This window comes from Flavobacterium sp. (assembly GCF_044371705.1).
Taxonomy (GTDB): domain Bacteria; phylum Bacteroidota; class Bacteroidia; order Flavobacteriales; family Flavobacteriaceae; genus Flavobacterium.
Window position 1 is genome coordinate 1 of the sequence record NZ_JBILTE010000036.1, and the last position, 18,358, is coordinate 18,358.

Annotated in this window: 21 protein-coding genes and 1 other RNA gene; 11 read left to right on the top strand and 11 right to left on the bottom strand. The window is 34.2% G+C overall.

Translation table 11 applies throughout. The annotated features are described in order from the left end of the window. The 3 genes from ACIQ2S_RS04165 to ACIQ2S_RS04175 all read right to left on the bottom strand — a co-directional run. Positions 1-1,997 (bottom strand): phosphoenolpyruvate carboxylase (locus ACIQ2S_RS04165; protein WP_396173071.1); only part of this gene is annotated, 1,997 nt, incomplete at its 3' end. A 250-nt stretch (positions 1,998-2,247) separates the two neighbouring features. Then, positions 2,248-2,727 carry an Lrp/AsnC family transcriptional regulator gene (locus ACIQ2S_RS04170; RefSeq protein ID WP_091140893.1) on the bottom strand — a complete coding sequence of 160 codons (480 nt, stop codon included), beginning with the start codon at positions 2,725-2,727 and terminating at the stop codon, positions 2,248-2,250. Positions 2,728-2,795: 68 nt separating this feature from the next. Then, the gene (locus ACIQ2S_RS04175) at positions 2,796-3,950 is read right to left on the bottom strand and encodes a M14 metallopeptidase family protein (protein ID WP_396173073.1); all 1,155 of its coding nucleotides are present in this window, start codon (positions 3,948-3,950) and stop codon (positions 2,796-2,798) included. 306 nt (positions 3,951-4,256) lie between these two features. On the opposite strand from ACIQ2S_RS04175, the gene ACIQ2S_RS04180 reads away from it, so the two are divergent. Continuing rightward, positions 4,257-4,688 (top strand): helix-turn-helix domain-containing protein, encoded by a 432-nt coding sequence (locus ACIQ2S_RS04180; protein ID WP_396173077.1) that lies wholly within the window; start codon positions 4,257-4,259, stop codon positions 4,686-4,688. 12 nt (positions 4,689-4,700) lie between these two features. On the opposite strand, the gene ACIQ2S_RS04185 is transcribed toward ACIQ2S_RS04180, so the two are convergent. Beyond that, on the bottom strand, positions 4,701-5,258 hold the full coding sequence (locus ACIQ2S_RS04185; protein WP_396173079.1) for a 1-acyl-sn-glycerol-3-phosphate acyltransferase: 558 nt from the start codon (positions 5,256-5,258) through the stop codon (positions 4,701-4,703). A 118-nt stretch (positions 5,259-5,376) separates the two neighbouring features. On the opposite strand from ACIQ2S_RS04185, the gene ACIQ2S_RS04190 reads away from it, so the two are divergent. Then, the gene (locus ACIQ2S_RS04190) at positions 5,377-5,979 is read left to right on the top strand and encodes a spermidine synthase (RefSeq protein ID WP_396173081.1); all 603 of its coding nucleotides are present in this window, start codon (positions 5,377-5,379) and stop codon (positions 5,977-5,979) included. Here the strand turns inward: ACIQ2S_RS04190 and kdsB are convergent, their stop codons facing one another. The 3 genes from kdsB to ACIQ2S_RS04205 are packed head-to-tail and all read right to left on the bottom strand — an operon-like array spanning position 5,980 to position 8,743. Further along, positions 5,980-6,708, bottom strand: coding sequence for a 3-deoxy-manno-octulosonate cytidylyltransferase (gene kdsB, locus ACIQ2S_RS04195; protein ID WP_396173083.1), 729 nt, complete (start codon positions 6,706-6,708; stop codon positions 5,980-5,982). 40 nt (positions 6,709-6,748) lie between these two features. Then, entirely contained in the window at positions 6,749-7,309 is a 561-nt protein-coding gene (locus ACIQ2S_RS04200) for a DUF4126 domain-containing protein (protein ID WP_396173118.1), read from the bottom strand. Positions 7,310-7,321: 12 nt separating this feature from the next. Next, positions 7,322-8,743: an ATP-dependent RecD-like DNA helicase gene (locus tag ACIQ2S_RS04205; RefSeq protein ID WP_396173085.1), complete on the bottom strand. Its 1,422-nt coding sequence runs from the start codon at positions 8,741-8,743 to the stop codon at positions 7,322-7,324. Positions 8,744-8,864: 121 nt separating this feature from the next. Between ACIQ2S_RS04205 and ACIQ2S_RS04210 the strand changes: the two genes are divergently transcribed. Genes ACIQ2S_RS04210 through ACIQ2S_RS04225 form a run of 4 tightly spaced genes read left to right on the top strand, consistent with a single transcriptional unit; the run spans position 8,865 to position 11,607 of the window. Next, on the top strand, positions 8,865-9,626 hold the full coding sequence (locus ACIQ2S_RS04210) for a hypothetical protein (protein WP_396173087.1): 762 nt from the start codon (positions 8,865-8,867) through the stop codon (positions 9,624-9,626). Further along, positions 9,610-10,431: a DUF3822 family protein gene (locus ACIQ2S_RS04215; protein WP_396173089.1), complete on the top strand. Its 822-nt coding sequence runs from the start codon at positions 9,610-9,612 to the stop codon at positions 10,429-10,431. Before ACIQ2S_RS04210 ends, ACIQ2S_RS04215 begins: the two co-directional genes overlap by 17 nt. Next, positions 10,428-11,012, top strand: a complete 585-nt coding sequence (locus tag ACIQ2S_RS04220) for an RsmD family RNA methyltransferase (RefSeq protein ID WP_396173093.1) — start codon at positions 10,428-10,430, stop codon at positions 11,010-11,012. The genes ACIQ2S_RS04215 and ACIQ2S_RS04220 overlap by 4 nt, the downstream gene beginning before the upstream one ends. Next, positions 11,002-11,607 carry a hypothetical protein gene (locus ACIQ2S_RS04225; protein WP_396173096.1) on the top strand — a complete coding sequence of 202 codons (606 nt, stop codon included), beginning with the start codon at positions 11,002-11,004 and terminating at the stop codon, positions 11,605-11,607. Before ACIQ2S_RS04220 ends, ACIQ2S_RS04225 begins: the two co-directional genes overlap by 11 nt. Before the next feature lie 17 nt (positions 11,608-11,624). Here the strand turns inward: ACIQ2S_RS04225 and rnpB are convergent. Both rnpB and ACIQ2S_RS04235 read right to left on the bottom strand, forming a co-directional pair. After that, an RNA gene (gene rnpB / locus ACIQ2S_RS04230) (RNase P RNA component class A) lies at positions 11,625-12,017 on the bottom strand. Positions 12,018-12,049: 32 nt separating this feature from the next. Then, positions 12,050-12,829, bottom strand: a complete 780-nt coding sequence (locus ACIQ2S_RS04235; protein WP_396173098.1) for a DUF3667 domain-containing protein — start codon at positions 12,827-12,829, stop codon at positions 12,050-12,052. Between the two features lie 64 nt (positions 12,830-12,893). On the opposite strand from ACIQ2S_RS04235, the gene rlmH reads away from it, so the two are divergent. Then, the gene (gene rlmH, locus ACIQ2S_RS04240) at positions 12,894-13,367 is read left to right on the top strand and encodes a 23S rRNA (pseudouridine(1915)-N(3))-methyltransferase RlmH (RefSeq protein ID WP_396173101.1); all 474 of its coding nucleotides are present in this window, start codon (positions 12,894-12,896) and stop codon (positions 13,365-13,367) included. Positions 13,368-13,420: 53 nt separating this feature from the next. On the opposite strand, the gene ACIQ2S_RS04245 is transcribed toward rlmH, so the two are convergent. Together ACIQ2S_RS04245 and folP are read right to left on the bottom strand one after the other, a co-directional pair. Then, positions 13,421-14,137, bottom strand: coding sequence for a hypothetical protein (locus ACIQ2S_RS04245; RefSeq protein WP_396173103.1), 717 nt, complete (start codon positions 14,135-14,137; stop codon positions 13,421-13,423). A gap of 1 nt (position 14,138) precedes the next feature. After that, on the bottom strand, positions 14,139-14,963 hold the full coding sequence (folP, locus tag ACIQ2S_RS04250) for a dihydropteroate synthase (protein ID WP_396173106.1): 825 nt from the start codon (positions 14,961-14,963) through the stop codon (positions 14,139-14,141). A gap of 88 nt (positions 14,964-15,051) precedes the next feature. Between folP and ACIQ2S_RS04255 the strand changes: the two genes are divergently transcribed. The 4 genes from ACIQ2S_RS04255 to ACIQ2S_RS04270 all read left to right on the top strand — a co-directional run. Beyond that, the gene (locus ACIQ2S_RS04255) at positions 15,052-15,597 is read left to right on the top strand and encodes a DUF1599 domain-containing protein (RefSeq protein WP_396173108.1); all 546 of its coding nucleotides are present in this window, start codon (positions 15,052-15,054) and stop codon (positions 15,595-15,597) included. 26 nt (positions 15,598-15,623) lie between these two features. Beyond that, complete coding sequence (locus ACIQ2S_RS04260; RefSeq protein ID WP_396173110.1) at positions 15,624-16,730, top strand: BT_3928 family protein; 1,107 nt, start codon at positions 15,624-15,626, stop codon at positions 16,728-16,730. Positions 16,731-16,771: 41 nt separating this feature from the next. Next, positions 16,772-17,848, top strand: coding sequence for an ABC transporter permease (locus ACIQ2S_RS04265; RefSeq protein WP_396173112.1), 1,077 nt, complete (start codon positions 16,772-16,774; stop codon positions 17,846-17,848). 81 nt (positions 17,849-17,929) lie between these two features. Further along, positions 17,930-18,358: thioredoxin-like domain-containing protein (locus tag ACIQ2S_RS04270; RefSeq protein WP_396173114.1), on the top strand; the 429-nt coding region annotated here is incomplete at its 3' end.

Here is an 18,358-nt window from a genome sequence, read left to right on the forward strand (position 1 = left end):
GTTTTAGCATAATAATTCAACGTACTCATTCGCTCCAAATACGGAATAAACTTCGGATGTTGTTTGAACAGTTTGTACTTATCATAACTCAATTGCGATAGTTCATTTAAAATTTTATTTTCTGCATCGGATAATATAATTTCACCTTTATTGAATAGCTGATTGGTTGCTCCGGCACTTAATAAATTTTCTAAATTATACCGACAGGAATCCAAGGTCCCAAAATTAGAACTAATGGTTTGTCCTTGAACGGTTACCTGAATTTGCTGGTTTTCGATATTGGAACCTAATGACGCGTAAAACTTGTGTGTTTTTCCACCACCACGGGCCGGCGGGCCGCCTCGACCATCAAAAAACAATACTTTAACTCCATGTTTTCTGGAAATTGCTGTCAACATTTCTTTGGCCTTATAAATACTCCAGTTAGCCATTAAATAGCCGCCATCTTTGGTTCCGTCCGAGAAACCCAACATAACCGTTTGTGTATTATTACGACGTTCAAGATGTTTTTTATAGGTTGGATTGGTATATAATTTTTCCATGATTAAATCAGCGGACTGTAAATCGTCTACAGACTCAAACAGCGGTACCACATCAACAGTTGGATGCTCCCAGCCGCACAAATGAAACATGGCAAGTGTTTCCATGACATTTAATGCACTTTCATTGTTGCTGATAATGTAGCGATTGCAACCTGATTCACCATTGTGCTCTTGAATGGTTTTCATTGCTTGAATGGAACTGATTGTTGACTTTGTAATTTCATTTTCAAAATCAGTCTCAATTAAAGTTCCCTTTGCAGCGGATAAAGCCTTGATTTTTTCCACTTCATTCATTTGTTGATAATTGCCCGGGAAAAGTTTTTGCTCTTTTACCACAATATCTTGGAAAACCTGATTATGAATTTTGCTATTCTGGCGAATGTCTAAAGTAGCAAAATGAAAACCAAATAAATTCAATTTATTCAGCAACAAATCAATTTCATCCAAGTACAGTGATTGATGTTCTTCTTGAATAATCTTCTTAATTTTTAGCAAACTCAGCTGCAATTCATCAAAAGTCAAATAAATCTCACCTTTTGAATAAAAAACAGAACGGTACAATTTACCTTCAACGTCTGCAACAATAGTATCTACATCTTTAAACGTTAGTTTTCGCTTCAGTTTTCTGACATCATTGTAATAACATTTTAAAATCGATGTTCGCAACCGCTCAGCCACTTTTAGGGTAATTTCTGTCGTTACAAAAGGATTTCCGTCACGATCGCCACCTGGCCAAAAACCTAAATTCAAAATAGAATTGTGTATCTCCTGTCCATCAAAAATATTCTTTTGAAGATATTGAATCATTCCGCCGGCAGCTTCATAAAACACATTTTCCAAATACCAAATCAAACTGATTGCCTCATCGAGAGGAGTTGGTTTTTCTTTTTTGATAAAGGGAGTTTTTCCTAATTGAGCCAATAACTTTTTTATTTGAATCAAATCATTCACCCGAACTGCCTCTGTTAAATCAGTAATAATCCCAAGAACAGAGCCCGGATAAAATTGCGTTGGGTGTGCCGTAAGCACCGTTCTTACTTTAAAATTCTCTAAAAAAGTTCTCAATTCACTATCTTTAGCATGTTGCTCTGCTTTTTCTTTCATGTCCCTCAGCGAACCCCTTCCCTCCATATTGTTCACAATTGGGAAAGCGGCATCTTCAATGGCATCAAACAAAACAATTTGGCGTTCTACGTATTGTATAAAACGAAACATCAATTCAATCTTCAGTTCTTCAGTAGGTTGATCCATGTATTTTGAAGCAAAAGTTTCAAATATTTCTTCGGGACTCTGTTGGTTTTTGAATCCGTTTTCACACATATCAGCAAACAAAGGCAACAAAACACCTGTATTATCAATCGCATCAAAAGGTAAGGTTATAAAAACACTATTGTAAATGCTATATTTTGACAATACATTTTGTTGGAAGCGTTCAATTTTAGGTAGCGTATACATGGTTTGTATTTTGATTACTAATTTAGTGATTAATTTGAAAATCTGCTAGGTTCAATAAGTTTCAAATGCTATTTGAATTAAAAGCATATAATTCGCTATCTTTTTCTATTTTTCTTTAAAATCACAACTAAAACCGCAGATTCGTGAATTTTTACCACCAAATGGTGAACTAAAAATTTTTAGCTGAATTCCTTTCAAACAAAAAACCCTCTCGTTTGAAGGAGAGGGTTTGTGTATAAAGATTAAAATATTACATGTTTTTAAAAATCGTGTGCATCAGACGTTTCTTGTCGTTAATGCTTTCTTCTAATGAAATCATAGTTTCAGTACGGTACACTCCTTCAATGTCGTCAATCATAAAGATAACATCTTTGGCGTGTTTGGTATCCTTCGCTCTGATTTTACAGAAGATATTGAATTTACCGGTTGTAACATGTGCAACAGTTACAAAAGGAATTTCGTTGATTCTTTCCAATACAAATTTAGTTTGCGAGGTGTTGTTCAAAAACACCCCCACGTAAGCAATAAAGGAATAGCCCAGTTTTTCATAATCCAATGTTAACGAAGAACCCATGATAATACCTGCGTCTTCCATTTTTTTCACTCGAACGTGAACGGTACCTGCTGAAATTAATAATTTTTTAGCAATATCCGTGAACGGCACTCTTGTGTTATCAATTAACATGTCAAGAATTTGGTGATCTACTTCATCTAAACGAAACTTACTCATTTTTTTTCTAATTTATATTTTTACTACTGCAAATGAAATACAATTTAATCAATAAAATTGCGTAATTTTTAATTTTTTAGCAAACCATTAACAAATTTATTGGTTTTTCCTAAAGAAAAATTAGCTTTTTTATTCATTTTTGGAAAAGAACTATTTTCATCTTGGTAAGCAGCTCCTTTTGCATCGTATTCAACATGTCCAAAATAGCCTTCTAAATCACCAATCGAAGAAATGTATGCATTAAAAACCAGTTGGTCTTCAATTAATTCCTCTCTAAATTGAGCAGCAAAATTCGTAATTAATTCTGAATTATCATAATTAATTTTGACATTTCTGTAAACAAAATCATAAAAACCTATGTAATTTTGAGGAATATTTAAATAATCATCAATATTGTTGCTAACTATATCGTTTTCGTTGTGGATTTCAAAACTACAAAAAAGACTAATAAAGATGTATTTTCGGGTTTTTTCACGGTTATAGTCATTCGGAAAATGTCCTGCTTCAAACAAAATCGTTGGTACCCCCAACTGCTGAAACGTGTCTCCGGCACAATTACGGTTGAAACCATCGTCAAAACGACCGACCTGACCGGGAATATGTTTTTGCAGTTCCTTATTCATCGCTGCGATGACAAGCATTGCATTGCTCCTTACATCATTAATCGAACGTGCTTCGTCAAAAGAAGGAGCTAAAAAGGAAACTGTAGCCGGATTATTGCTTCGCCCTGCTGCAAAAATGCTCCGCTGATCATGCAAATTATAACAATAATGAGGTTTAAACTCATTAAATATTCTTAACAATAACCGACTCTCAGGCTGCGACAGATTTATGAAATCACGATTCAAATCAACTTCATTAGCGTTTTCACGGGTGTACATTTTGGCACCATCGGGATTAAGCATTGGGATAATCAAAAAAGTAAACGCACTTTTCCACCTTGCAACTGTAGGATTATCTGAGCCAAGAAAATTAAATAAATCAAAAAGAGCTTTAGTAGTCGTACTTTCATTGCCATGCATTTGCGACCACATGAGGATTTTTATCGGACCATTTCCAAATTCATAACTGTGAATTGGTTGGTTTAAAACAGAAGATCCAATCACTTCAATTCGATTGTTTTTCTTGTGCTTATCTAAAATAGGAAGGATTGTCTCCAAGTGAATATATCTTCCTTCTAATTGTAATTCCTTATGTAGCTCAAATAATAAATCATAGTTCATGTGCTCTTCTTTTTTGATGTTCCAAATGTAAACATCTTTAAGATAACAACTGTAAACAGTTGATTTGACTTAATAGTTTAATATTGTAAACAAGTAATTGGCAGACTTTAAACTCTTTATTAACAATTGTCACTTGCTTCTATATAATATGAGTTAAAATATTATTTATCAGTTATTTAAATCATTTTACCTAAAGCGGTTTTGAGTGAATGACGAGTTTATTTTTTGTTAAATTACATTTGTAAATAGTTATCCTGTTTATTAATTGATTACATTTGTAACACATTTCAAATCTATCTAACAACTATGTTGAACTCTCAAGATTTTGCTCAAAAGCTCGAACTCATTTTATCGTATTATCAACTTACTGCTTCCTCCTTTGCAGACAAAATTGGCGTTCAACGATCGAGCATCTCTCACCTACTCTCCGGCAGAAACAAACCGGGATTAGAATTTGTAATTAAAATTGTGGAGTATTTTCCGGAAGTAGATTTGTATTGGTTTTTAATGGACATGGGGACTTTTCCAAAATCAGAATTATCGCAGCCCAAAGAACCAATCAAACAAGAAACAATTAAGTTTATGGAACCCGAACCAACTACTCCGTCGCAGCTCCAAACCCCGATCATGCCTGAGCAAACCCAAGTCAGCAAAGGAGCTGTCGCTGCTAAAGTCGATAAAATTGTTGTTTTATATACAGATGGTAGTTTTAAAAGCTATTCGCCACAAGGTGAATAGTAGACTTCTGTTCTAGCGTTCAGAAGTAAACGATTGGTGTGGAAATTTACCCACGACACCCTCAAAGTTTTTTTCTAATATTTTCAAATCAGAGTCAATGGTTCCTGTGGGATAGAACGGTTTTGCGATGGTTACTGTTTTTTTTCCATAGTCGAAAGCTATTGGGATAATCGGCACTTCTGCTTGAAGTGAAATGTAGTAAAATCCTGTTTTCCATTTGGTTACCTTTTTACGCGTACCCTCCGGAGAAATAGCTAAACGGAAAATGTCTTTCTTTTTAAAAACATTTACAATAGCGTCCACTCTATTCAAACCACCGGTTCTATCCAAAGGTGCTCCCCCCATCCAACGAAAATAAAACCCGAAAGGAAACCGGAATAACTCTTTTTTACCTACAAAATTTATTTGAAAACCCAAAATGCCTCTGATAAAAATTCCGATGTAAAAATCATGCCAGCTTGTGTGTGGAACTACTATTACAACACATTTTTTAATACGCTCGTCAAAAGACCCTTCTATCTTCCACCCCATCATTTTAAAAAACAGTAATTGATACAATCGTTTTTTCATGCCTAAATATTTTAGTAAAAATACAATTTATGCTGTATTTTTGAAAAAATATCTTTTTGTGCTTAAAAAGTTACTCAGTTATATTGTTCCTATTAATTTACTTAAAATAAATTCTGAGTTGAGTCAGACTCTTGAAGTGACCTTTGTTAACGGCGAATTGGTTCTAGACAGTAAAAACACCAACTACTCCTACGGCAGTTTGCAACGAATTCTGCGACATGGATTAAAAAAAATTGGTTTTGATCAAATTGAGCCCATGCAAGAGATTTTGGTTTTAGGCGTAGCAGGTGGCAGTGTTATCAAAACTTTGGTGCATGAAATAAAATGTAAAGGTCAAATTACCGGCATTGAATTAGATGAAAAAGTGATTCAATTAGCGAATGAGTATTTTCAGTTGAACAGCATTAAAAACTTAAAAATTTTACAAGGTGATGCTTTTGAATTTGTACTGAGAACAAAAAAGCACTACGACTTAATTATTGTAGATATTTTTCAAGATACGGTAATGCCAAATTTTTTATTTGAAACCTATTTTCAAGATCGTTTGCACGAACTTTTAAATCACAATGGCTACGTACTGTTCAATACCATGATTTTAACTAACAATCATGATTTGCGAAACAAAAAGTACATCAATCATTTTGAAACAAAAAAAGGAATACTTCAAATAATCCCTAGAGTAGAAAATCACAATGAGTTAATTGTTTTTCAAAAGATATAATTATTTCAACATCAAACGGGCTTTTTCCAAATCTTCCGGAGTATCAATTCCAATTCCTACATGATCGGTTTCAATCATTTTGATTCGTTTTCCATATTCTAAATAGCGAAGCTGTTCTAATTTTTCAGAAGCTTCTAATGATTTCATGGGCAATTTTGCGAAATCCAATAAGGCTTGTTTGCGAAATGCATAAATACCGATGTGTTGAAAATAGCGAACGCCTACGTTTTTATCTCTTGGATAAGGAATCACTGAACGTGAGAAATACAAAGCAAAATTATTTTGGTCAACAATGACTTTGACATTGTTCGGATTTTCAATGGCTTCCCAATCTGAAATTTCACGCATTAAAGAGGCCAAATCAATTTCCTTATGAATATCTTTTTGAAATTCTTCTAAAACCGCTGCCAAAGGTTCTTTATTGATAAATGGTTCGTCACCTTGAACATTTACGATAATATCAGCAGCTATATTTTCGATGGCTTCTGAAATTCTATCGCTGCCACTCTCATGCTCCTTTTTGCTCATAATGGCCTTTCCTCCTCTTGAAACAATCTCCTTATAAATCAGTTCTGAGTCGGTCACCACAAAAACATCCTCAAAAAGCTGCGTCGCAACAGCCGCTTCATAGGTTCGGGTGATAACCGTTTTTCCTCCTAAATCCTGCATCAATTTTGCAGGAAATCTGGTAGAAGCAAAACGAGCGGGAATAACGGCGATAATTCTCATGTTTTTAAAAGTTGAGTTGTTATGATTCTAAATTGCACATTTATTTCCCGGATAATTTTTTGAAAAATTTAATTCCCACAAAGAAAATAAATACTACAAAAATAAATGCAATAATGGGTATAAAAATGGATGCCAACGATATGACAGTTGCTGTTCCAGTCTCTACTGTTGAAACCAATGGATTTCCAATACCTCCAGTTGCAGTTGTTGAAGTGAGTCGTGTGACTGCAGTAGCAGAATGAATTGCTGTTGCTGTTCCTCCACCGGCGATAATTGCCAAACCCCAAGTAAATAATGGATTCAAATCTACTAAAGTTGAAACCATAACTGCTGTTCCTGCAATTGCAACCAATGGGATTGCGATTGAATCTAATAAATTATCAATAAATGGTATGTAATAGGCTGATATTTCAAAAATCATAGCAACTCCAAAAGCTACTAAAGCAGGGACATCACCAAGCCAACTCCATGCTTCATTAACTGGAATCCAATTAAAATTAGAGGCAAGACTTAGTATGAAAAGTGGAACAAAAACCCGAAATCCGGCTGATGCAGCCAATCCAATTCCGAGAAAAATACTTATAAGTGTTTCCATTGAAATCATAATTCAAATTTATTCAAAATTTTCGTCTTTGAAACCAATCAAATACAATTTTTCTTTGGCACGAGTAACGGCAGTGTACAACCACCGTAGATAATCTATATCCACACCGTCAGGTAAAAAAGGTTGTTCCACAAAAACGGTATTCCATTGTCCGCCTTGCGATTTATGACAGGTGATAGCGTACGAAAATTTTACTTGCAAAGCATTGAAATAGGCATTCTCTTTGACCTTCTGAAACTTTTTGTAAGCGGCTTTTTCATTTTCATAATCTTTCATCACTTCTTGATACAATCGATTGGATTCTTCGAATGTTAATGATGGAGCAACGCTTGTAATCGTGTCTAACAATAATATGGTGTCAATAGGTTTTTGATTGGGGTAATCAACCATTCGAATCGTTACTTTGGCAAATTTAAACGTATAAATATCCATGAATCCCCGAATATCCAAAACCTCAATAATATCTCCATTGGCTACAAAACCGGCTTCATCCGTTTCTTTCAGCCAGAAATAATTATTTTTAACCACCATCAAAAAATCACCTACCGAAAGTTCGCTTTCCTTAAATAAAATTTGTGTTCGTATTTGTTGATTGTATTGATTAGCTCTTTTATTTGAGCGAACGATAAATGCAGTATCTTCAACTCCATAATTACTATAAGCGGTATTTATTGCATCTTGAATATCGTATCCATCTATCAAACGAACAATATCTTTAAACCCTTTTAGCTGAAATTTAAAACCGGAATCATAAAAATCATTAATTAGCTCACGAATCAAAGTAGCATTGTGCAAAACTCCCGAACCTTCTTCTTGTCGCATGACTTCGTCTAATTCAATTTGGTAGACTTGCTTATTATAATTTAACTCCAATGTATCAGCCATTAAGGCGGGACTAATAGACAAATTCACCGGTGGCAACTGAGCTGTGTCGCCAATCAAAATCATTTTACAATTTTCTCCGGAGTACACATACGACATCAAATCGTCTAACAAAGAACTGCTATCATGCAATTTTGATTCCGTATTCACATCTGATATCATTGAACTCTCATCAACAATAAAAATCGTGTTTTTGTGTTTATTCTGTTGTAGTGTAAAGCTCACGCCTCCACCACTACTTTTTTTGGGAAAATAAATTTTCTTGTGAATGGTAAAAGCAGGTTTTTCAGAATAGTTTGCAATTACTTTTGCCGCTCTACCCGTTGGAGCTAAAAGAACATATTTTTTATTGACAGCAACTAACTGATTAACTAATGTTGAAATTAAAGTAGTTTTTCCGGTTCCGGCAAAACCTTTTAACAGAAACAGTTCGTTATTTACATCACTCGTGACAAAAAGAGCAATTTTTTGAAAAAAAATATCCTGTTTTAGAGTCGTTTTAAAGGGGAAATTTTTATGTAAAATACTGTAAAACAATGACGAACTCATTTGCAGGAATGTTAGGCTATTATTAATTTTCAAATATACACATGAATTTTAAGTCAAATGCTTTTGAGAAAAAAAAAAAATTGTAGATTTGCGATATATACTAAACTAATTTTCATATAAAATGATAACACTCATTATTATTGTAGTAGTACTTTGTTTACTTATTGTTGGTCTTGTAAAATTGATTGACAAATATGTTAATCCTAAATTAAAACTCGTTATTTCAATTGCACTTTGGTTGGTTTCCGGACTTTTTGGATACCTTATTTACCGTTCGATTCAAGCACCAATTGAATTTGACGAATTAAAAGAAAAAAGATTCCAGGTGGCTGTAAATAAAATGAACGACATTAAAGCAGTACAATTGGCTTATAAATCGCTACGTGGCAAATACTGTGATAATTTAGATTCATTGATTCAATTTGTTGAAAACGAAAAATTCATAATTACTGTTCGTAAAGATACTTCCATCATTGATGTTGAAAAAAACAGACAATTTGGTTTGAGTGTTGGGCCTGATGGCGTTGGTGGTTACTACAAAGATATCGTAATTGTTGATCCTATTGGTAAAGTAAGTATCAAAGACTCTTTATTTAAAGAATCAGACCGTTATAAAAGATTAAACATGGTTCGTGTAGATGGTATCGAAGCTCCTGTAACAATGAAAGCCGGTTTTGTCACTCGTAACGAAGCAAAAGTTCCTGTGTTTGAAGCAAAACTGAAGAAAGAATCTTTGCTTACAGATCAAGACCAAGACCTTGTAGCTAAAGAAATGAAAGTAGTTTCTGTAGATGGTATTAATGGAGAATTTATTCAATTAGGTTCTATCGAAGAAGTGAACATGGCAGGAAACTGGCCAAAAAAATATGGTAAAAACGAATAATTCAGTTACCGATAAAAATTTCAAAAAGTTGTCCATTCAGATATCACTGAATGGGCTTTCTTTTTGTTGCAGTGACCTATTGACCCAACGAATCTATGCTGCTCAACAAATTGATTTTAAAAAGTATCCCAAAAACTTTACGATTGAAAATGCCATTTGGAAAACTTTTCTTGACTACGAAGAATTAACCAAAAGCTACGATGAAATAGTAGTTTTACATGAAAATAATTTAAACACTTTTGTTCCTACTCCCTTTTTTGACGAGGATTACAAAGGAAGCTATCTTCAATATAACACAAAAGTTTTTGAAACTGATTATTTTTCCTTCGACACGATTGACAAACAAGACATGGTAAATGTCTATGTGCCTTACGTCAATGTAAACAACTATTTGATTGATCAATTTGGAAGTTTTGAATACAAACACAGTTGTAGTGTTTTGATTTCGAAACTTTTAGATGCATCCAAAAATATTGATTCCGTAAAAATGTATATTCACGTTGCAGCGAATCATTTTGAAATTATTGTCATTCAAAATCATCAATTGCTTTTGTTTAATACATTTGACTACCAAACCGCTGACGACTTTTTATACTATTTGTTATTTACAGCGGAGCAACTGCATTTGAATCCTGAATCATTTAAATTATGGTTGCTGGGAGATATATCTGAAAGTGATGCTCTGTATCAAAAAGTCTATCAATACGTTAGAAATATCGAATTTTTCGATACATCGGATTTAGAATTAAAAAATTCCTTTTCATCCCAACAGAATCGAAAAAACTTCATTTTATTTCACTCATGAGAATTATTTCTGGTAAGTACAAGGGACGACGCATCATGGCACCAAAAAAATTGCCTGTTCGACCTACAACCGACATGAGTAAAGAAGCTTTATTCAACATATTAAATAATCACTTCAATTTTGCAGAACTAAAAATTCTGGATTTGTTTTCGGGAACAGGAAATATCAGTTATGAATTTGCCTCCAGAGGATGCGAACCCATCATTGCTGTAGATGCTGATTATGGCTGTGTTTCCTTTATCAAAAAAACAGCAACCGAATTTGAATTTGACATTACACCCATCAAAAGCGATGTGTTTCAGTATTTAGAACGAGCCAAAGGTGAATTTGATATCATTTTTAGCGATCCTCCTTATAATTTAGAACAAGCCGACTTCGAAAAAATCAATACACTTGTTTTCCAAAAAGAGCTTTTAGCTACTGATGGAATGTTGGTTATCGAACATTCCAAACACACCAAATTGGACCACCTAAGTCACTTTTCATTTCAAAAAAATTATGGTGGTTCTGTTTTTTCTTTTTTTGAATATGAAGATGCAGCAGATGATTCACTTAATGAAACCGACGATAGTGAAGAATAAACTCCGTATCTTTTTTGCAGTAAGTGCGTTACTTATTTTCAATTCTTGTTACTTTCCCGGTTATCAATCAGTGACCGAAACAAGTCTCCACAATATTTCATTTGCAGAGGGCAAATGGTTTGTAAATTACGTCACTATCGACGGCAAACCATTTACTGATTTTTCAGAATATTCAGAAAAGGAATTACAAAATTGCTTGCAAGATTCCCTTTACCTAAGCTACGGGAAAAGAAAAGCAATTTACAACGTTCCAATCCTGAATTCTAAAAATTTAAAAGAAAGTTTATCTCTCCTAAAAGCCACTAAAACAATTGATTATGTCATTCAAATAACCGGCTCCATTGGTGCAAATGAAATTGGGAACATAAACATCAAACCGATGAAAAATGCTGAAAAAACAGCTGCCTCTATAACATTTAAAGTCTATGAAGTATCAACTGAACAGTTAGTTTATTCTCAGACGACTACGGGACAATTAACTGTTGAAAATAATAGTGAAGATGTGCTCTTTGGAAAATCAGCACAAAACATTATGAAAAAATGCCTGAAGAAAGGCATGAAACAACTCAAGAAAAGCGGAGGTTGTAAAAAGTAAATTCTCCTAAATTTTATAAAAAAAGCAGACCTATAAGCCGGATTCTGTTCATTCTGAACTTGTTTCAGAATCTAAAACAAATTAGAAATACCTTATCATTTATCTAGACTCAAAATTACTCTTGAGTTCCAACTGCCTACCCCTCAACAACGGGCGAGTAACCCTTAAAAGTTGATATACGTGACATTTCACCGCATAGAGTTTACCTGGTTTCACTACAGCATAACCTGTACATACTTTCTGTTGCACTTGTCCTAATCGACTCTGAAATAAATTCAGAGTAAACCGACGGGCGTTACCCGCTATGCTACTCTTTGGTGTCCGGACTTTCCTCTTTATTCTGAACTTGATTCAGAACCTATATAGGTGTTGAAACAAGTTCAACATAAAGCGATAAGGCGGTCTGCTGTGCAAATATAGTGCTAATCAACTGAAATTAATTTTAAACAACATTGTTTTGTTTCATATATATAAACATACCAATGCCCACAATAAGCATAAATGCAATCATTAGTACCCCCATCAATGCTAAAAACAAAAATAACTTTAACATTATTTGACTAACCGAAAGGTCAAAAACCTTTTTCAAGGCATACGCATGATAAGCAATCATCAATGGGAAAGTTAAATACGAGTAAACCAAATAATCTAATCCTAGTATCATCACTAGTATTATTGACAAAAAAAACATTATAATTGTAAATTGAGAATAGGTATAAGTATAAATCAAACTATGTTCGGCAATATTAAACTTCTTGACATCATAAAACACAATTTTAGAAAAAATCCCTAAAAGTGGAATTGATAAGAAGAAAATGATATTTTGATAGTCAAAAACCCATTCCATGTATCCCTTCATATCAAAAGGAACCTTTTCATTGGTTTTTGTTTGAGCAATAGCCTTAGAAATTACATCGCCATAAAAGCCTTTTTTTATTAAGTAAACAGAAAACCCGGAAACCGTAACTGCAATAATGGCGTAGGTAACAGGATTAACGTATCTGGTTCGCAAACCCTCAATAAATCCGTTGATTACCAATTGCGGACTCTTAAATAAAGCAATAAAAGTTTGTAAAAACTTATTGTCAAAACTAAAATAACGTTCTGAAAATTCGTGTATAATTTGCTTAAAAGTCAGCCGTTTGGTAATAACCGGAGTCCCACAGTTTGAGCAGAAACGATTAGACTCTTCCAATTCGAAATCGCAATTCTTACAACTCATAGTTTATTTTTTTAACGAATGTAGTAAAAAAAATAGTTCGTACTTTTGAAAAAACTTACAAAAAGTGACGATTAAATTAATTGCCATCGGAAAAACAGACCAAAAGTCGCTGCAAGCTTTGATTGAAGACTATCAAAAGCGTTTGTCTTTCTATATTAAATTTGAATTGGAGATCATTCCGGATATTAAAAACGTAAAAAATCTTTCGGAACAGCAACAAAAAGAAAAAGAAGGTGAATTGATTCTAGCCAAAGTAACTGCAACCGATCAATTAATCCTTCTGGATGAAAACGGAAAATCCTTTTCCAGTGTAGCTTTTGCTAATGAATTACAAAAGAAAATGAATGCCGGAATTAAAACGTTAGTATTTGTGATTGGTGGTCCGTATGGGTTTTCAGAGGAAGTTTACAAAAAAGCAAATGGCAAAATCTCACTATCCGCAATGACTTTTTCGCATCAAATGGTACGCCTGTTTTTTATTGAACAAGTATACCGCGGGTTTACGATTTTGAGAAACGAACCGTATCATCATCAGTGACAAGATCAATGACAATGACAATATCAAATTTCAATGGCGATGCTGTCTACAAATTACAAGGTGCAATTACAATCCGGTAGTTTTTTTAGATTATAAATAAAATGGGTTGGAGCGATGGTACAGGTTTCATGTTCCAATTCTTTTAACCAAATTACTTTTGACAAATAATTGTCAAACGACAAATCTTCATCAAAATTCAAATAAATCAATATTCGTTTTCCTTGACCGGAAAAGGCCGTATATTCTTTTAAAAAATCAAATAATTCATTAGCTTCAACTTCGTTTCCATCAACAGAAACTGTGGAATCCTTTCTGAAATTCACATAAAAAGTTTGAAAATGTTGGTGGTAATCAACATTCTCTTTCACATAAAAACTGGAAAAATAAGAGTTATAAGCGTAACTGATTTCTTTAAACGACATAAACGCCAATGTCTTTTGAACACTATCCGTATACGAAAAATAATTTTTGGCGTCCTCATTTTTATGCAACTGTGCTCCTTCTCTCTTTTGCTGCAGCTTAATAACTTCGGGGATAACTAACTTTAGAGGCAATCGTTTATCGATGTTAAAAATCCAGTTGGTCGTACCTATGGTATTCTTCCGATTCACGTCGATAATCGTATCAGTTCCCTTGGTTTCCATAAATAGATAAACCGGCGAATGGTCAACCACTGTTGAATCTACTGTTCGCCCTGCTTTAACCAATTGTACTTCTTTTTGACACGAAAAAAATAAAAATGAAACGCCTAAAATTAAAAAAACTCGCATACTATAAACTCATTAAAGAAAATAATTTAACACATTCCACTGCCTCTTTTACATCATGCACTCGCAAAATAGAAGCTCCTTTGCTTAACGCAATCATGTTCAAAGCGGTTGTTCCGTTTAAGGCTTTTTCAGGAGTGCTTCCCAATGGTTTGTACACCATCGATTTGCGTGAAACACCGGCTAAAATAGGTAATTCCAATATTCCGAACAATTCCAATTTCTGCATCACTTCAAAATTTTGTTCTAACGTTTTAGCAAAACCAAATCCCGGATCTATAATCAAATCATTGATGCCCAAAGCTCTGGCCTTACTGACTTTTTCAGAAAAGTAAAACAATAGTTCCTTGACAATGTCTTCATACTGTGTCAATTGCATCATCGTTTGTGCAGTCCCACGCATGTGCATCATGATGTATGGAACTTGAAATTCGGCGATAGTAGCCATCATTTTTTCATCCAAACTCCCGGCAGATATGTCGTTAATCATACATGCACCGTTTTCAATGGCTTTTCGAGCAACTTCACTTCGAAAAGTATCTACGGAAATCAAAAGATCCGGGTATATTTTTATCAATAATTGAATGACAGGAATCAATCGTTTCAATTCATCTTTTTCGGAGACTTCTTCGGCATTTGGCTTACTCGAGTAGGCTCCGACATCAATAAAATCGGCTCCCTCAGTCAGCATTTGATCCACTCTATTTAAAATTTGAGTCTCCGTTTCGTATTTAGCTCCGTCAAAAAAAGAATTGGGCGTCACATTCAATATTCCCATCACTTTTGGCGTTGATAAATCAATCAGGTTTCCTTTGCAGTTTATTAACATGTAGTTTGAAAAAAGGATTAAAAAAGTAGTATTTACTTCTGTTGAAAATTGTATTTTTGGAAAATCGAATACAAATATACAACCTATAATGAGTAACACCTCACAAGAATACGATAAAGTAATTGCTGTTTGCCGACAATTATTCAACAATAAAATGAAAGATTATGGCAGTGCTTGGCGAATACTGCGATTACCTTCTTTAACCGATCAAATTTTTATCAAAGCCCAACGAATAAGAAGCTTACAAGAAAATGCTGTTCGTAAAATTGACGAAGATGAAACGGGTGAATTTATCGGAATCATCAATTATTCTCTCATGGCATTGATTCAATTGGAAAAAGGTGTCGCCGATCAACCGGATTTAAATGTAGAGGAAGCCTCAAAATTATACGACGAAAAAATACAGTTGACCAAATCATTAATGGAAGACAAAAACCACGATTATGGCGAAGCTTGGCGTGACATGCGAGTAAGCTCTTTAACCGATTTGATTTTGCAAAAGATTTTACGTGTCAAGCAAATTGAAGACAACAAAGGAAAAACGTTGGTGTCGGAAGGAATTGATGCTAATTACCAAGACATGATTAATTATGCGGTTTTTGCCTTGATTCACTTGGGATTCCATAAAAAATAGATTACCTTATCATAAACTAAATTACCATGAAGTTCATTACACATATATCAAGAATACTTGTAGGCGTATTATTCATCATTTCAGGTCTTATTAAATTAAACGACCCGATTGGATTTTCATTTAAATTGGAGGAATATTTTGCTGAAAATGTTTTGAATATTCCATTTTTTATTCCTTATGCCTTATTAATAGCTGTTTTAGTGGTTATTTCTGAAGTTGTTTTGGGAATCATGCTTTTAATTGGATTCAAGACGAAATTCACCGTTTGGAGTTTGCTTTTAATGATTCTGTTCTTCACGTTCCTAACTTTTTATTCGGCCTACTTTAATAAAGTAACCGATTGTGGCTGTTTCGGTGATGCGTTGAAATTAACACCGTGGGAATCGTTTACAAAAGATGTTGTTTTGTTAGTGTTGATTCTGATTCTATTCTTTAATCAAAAACACATTCAACCTTTATTTGGAAAGTTAGGTCAAAACGCCACTATTTTCATGGCTTATACCGCTTGTTTGTTTTTCGCCTATCATGTTTTAATGCATTTACCTGTAATTGATTTCAGAGCATATAAAGTGGGTACAAACATTCAAAAGGGAATGGAAATTCCGGAAGGAGCCGAAAAATCAGTATATGAAATGGTGTTTATTTACAAAATCAACGGTGTAGCTACCGAAGTCCCATACGACGATGTAATGGCGGGAAAAATACCCGAAACTGCTGAGTTTGTTGACCGAAAAGACAAATTAATCAAGCAAGGTTACATTCCACCGATTCATGATTTTACCATTGAAATGGATGGAAGCGATTATACGCAGGATCTATTAAAAGAACCGAAATTAATCATGCTTATCTCCTACGACTTAAAAAAAGCGGACGAAGACGGTTTGGCTCTTTTAGAGGCATTTCATCAAAAAGCAAAAGCAAAAGGATTTCAAGTAATTGGGATGACTTCTTCGGATAAACCTTTGATAGACCAAGCGAAAAAACAACACGGACTCACCTTTGATTACTACTTCTGCGATGCTACTACTTTGAAAACGATTGAAAGAGCTAATCCGAGTATTGTAGTCATTAAAAACGGTACCATCGTTGAGAAAAAACATTTCAATGACATTGAAAAAGTAAATCTTGACTAAATATTTATAATTTTCATGATTGTAAAAACCACACTAATCAATTGATACGTTACCTACTCCAAAAAATTGGCTATGCTTTGCTGACACTTTTTGGAGTGGTAACTGTTATATTCATTTTATTTGCCATTTTACCGGGAGATCCTGCTCGAATGATGTTGGATCAAAATGAAAATTCGGAACAATTGGCTTTGGTTAAAAAGAAATATGGTTTTGACAAACCCCTATCAACACAGTATTTTTATTACTTGAATGATTTATCGCCGCTTTCTTTTCACAGCAACCATGCAACTGATTACACTTATTTAGCCGAAGGAAAATACAATGCTTTTCAATTGTTTTCAACAGAATCAACTAGCGTTGTTTTAAAAACGCCTTACTTGAGAGAAAGCTTTCAAAAATCAGGTAAAAAAGTCTCCGATGTCATTGGTAACACACTTCCAAACACCATTTTATTAGCTCTATTTGCCATTATTATTGCAATTGTCATTGGAATTTTTCTGGGAATTATTTCTGCGATTTATAAAGACACTTTACTTGACCGACTCATTGCTTTGTTCAGCACCTTAGGGATGAGTATTCCTTCTTTTTTCAGTGCAATTTTGTTTGCTTGGGTATTCGGATTTGTGTGGCATTCGTACACCGGATTAAACATGACCGGTAGTTTGTACGAAGTAGATGATTTTGGTGAAGGAAGTTCTATCCAATGGAAAAATTGTATCCTTCCTGCAATCGTTTTAGGCATCAGACCATTGGGAGTTGTGATTCAATTGATGCGAAACTCCTTGTTGGAAACTTTTGGCCAAGATTACATTCGTACGGCACGAGCAAAAGGATTGAGTTCCTATCAAATCATTAAAACCCACGCATTAAAAAACTCGCTGAATCCTGTGGTAACTGCTATTTCCGGTTGGTTTGCATCCATGTTGGCCGGAGCCGTTTTTGTAGAGTATATTTTTGGTTGGAACGGCTTAGGAAAAGAAATTGTAGAAGCATTAAACAATTTAGATTTACCTGTAATCATGGGTTCTGTCATTGTGATTGCCACCACCTTTATCATCATTAATATTTTGGTGGATTTAGTTTATGCCTATTTGGATCCGAAAATCCGATTGAGCTAAAACGATTGCGATTATAATTAGGAGTTTTTTAGGAATTCATTCCGTCAGTTATTGTAAATTTGTGTATCAAAATAAAAAAAGATGAAAAAAATAATGTTAAGTATTTGCCTTGCTTTGGGATTAATTTCTTGCAGCAACGCCCAGAAAAAAGAATTCTCTGCAGAAGCTTTAAAGGAGCAAATGACTTCGATGGATGGCAATAAATTCACTTTACAAGAAATTTTAAATAAACACAAAGGAAAAACCATCGTCATTGATGTTTGGGCTTCTTGGTGTCCCGATTGCATCAAAGGAATGCCTAAAATGCTAGCTTTACAAGAAAAATACCCACAGATAGCCTACGTGTTTCTATCGTATGACAAAACTCCGGAAGCCTGGCAAGCCGGTATCAGCAAATACAATGTGAGAGGCGATCACTATTTAATTATGTCCAACTGGAAAGGTGGCGGATTTAAAGAATATGCCGATATCGATTGGATTCCGAGATACATCGTAGTGGACAAAACAGGT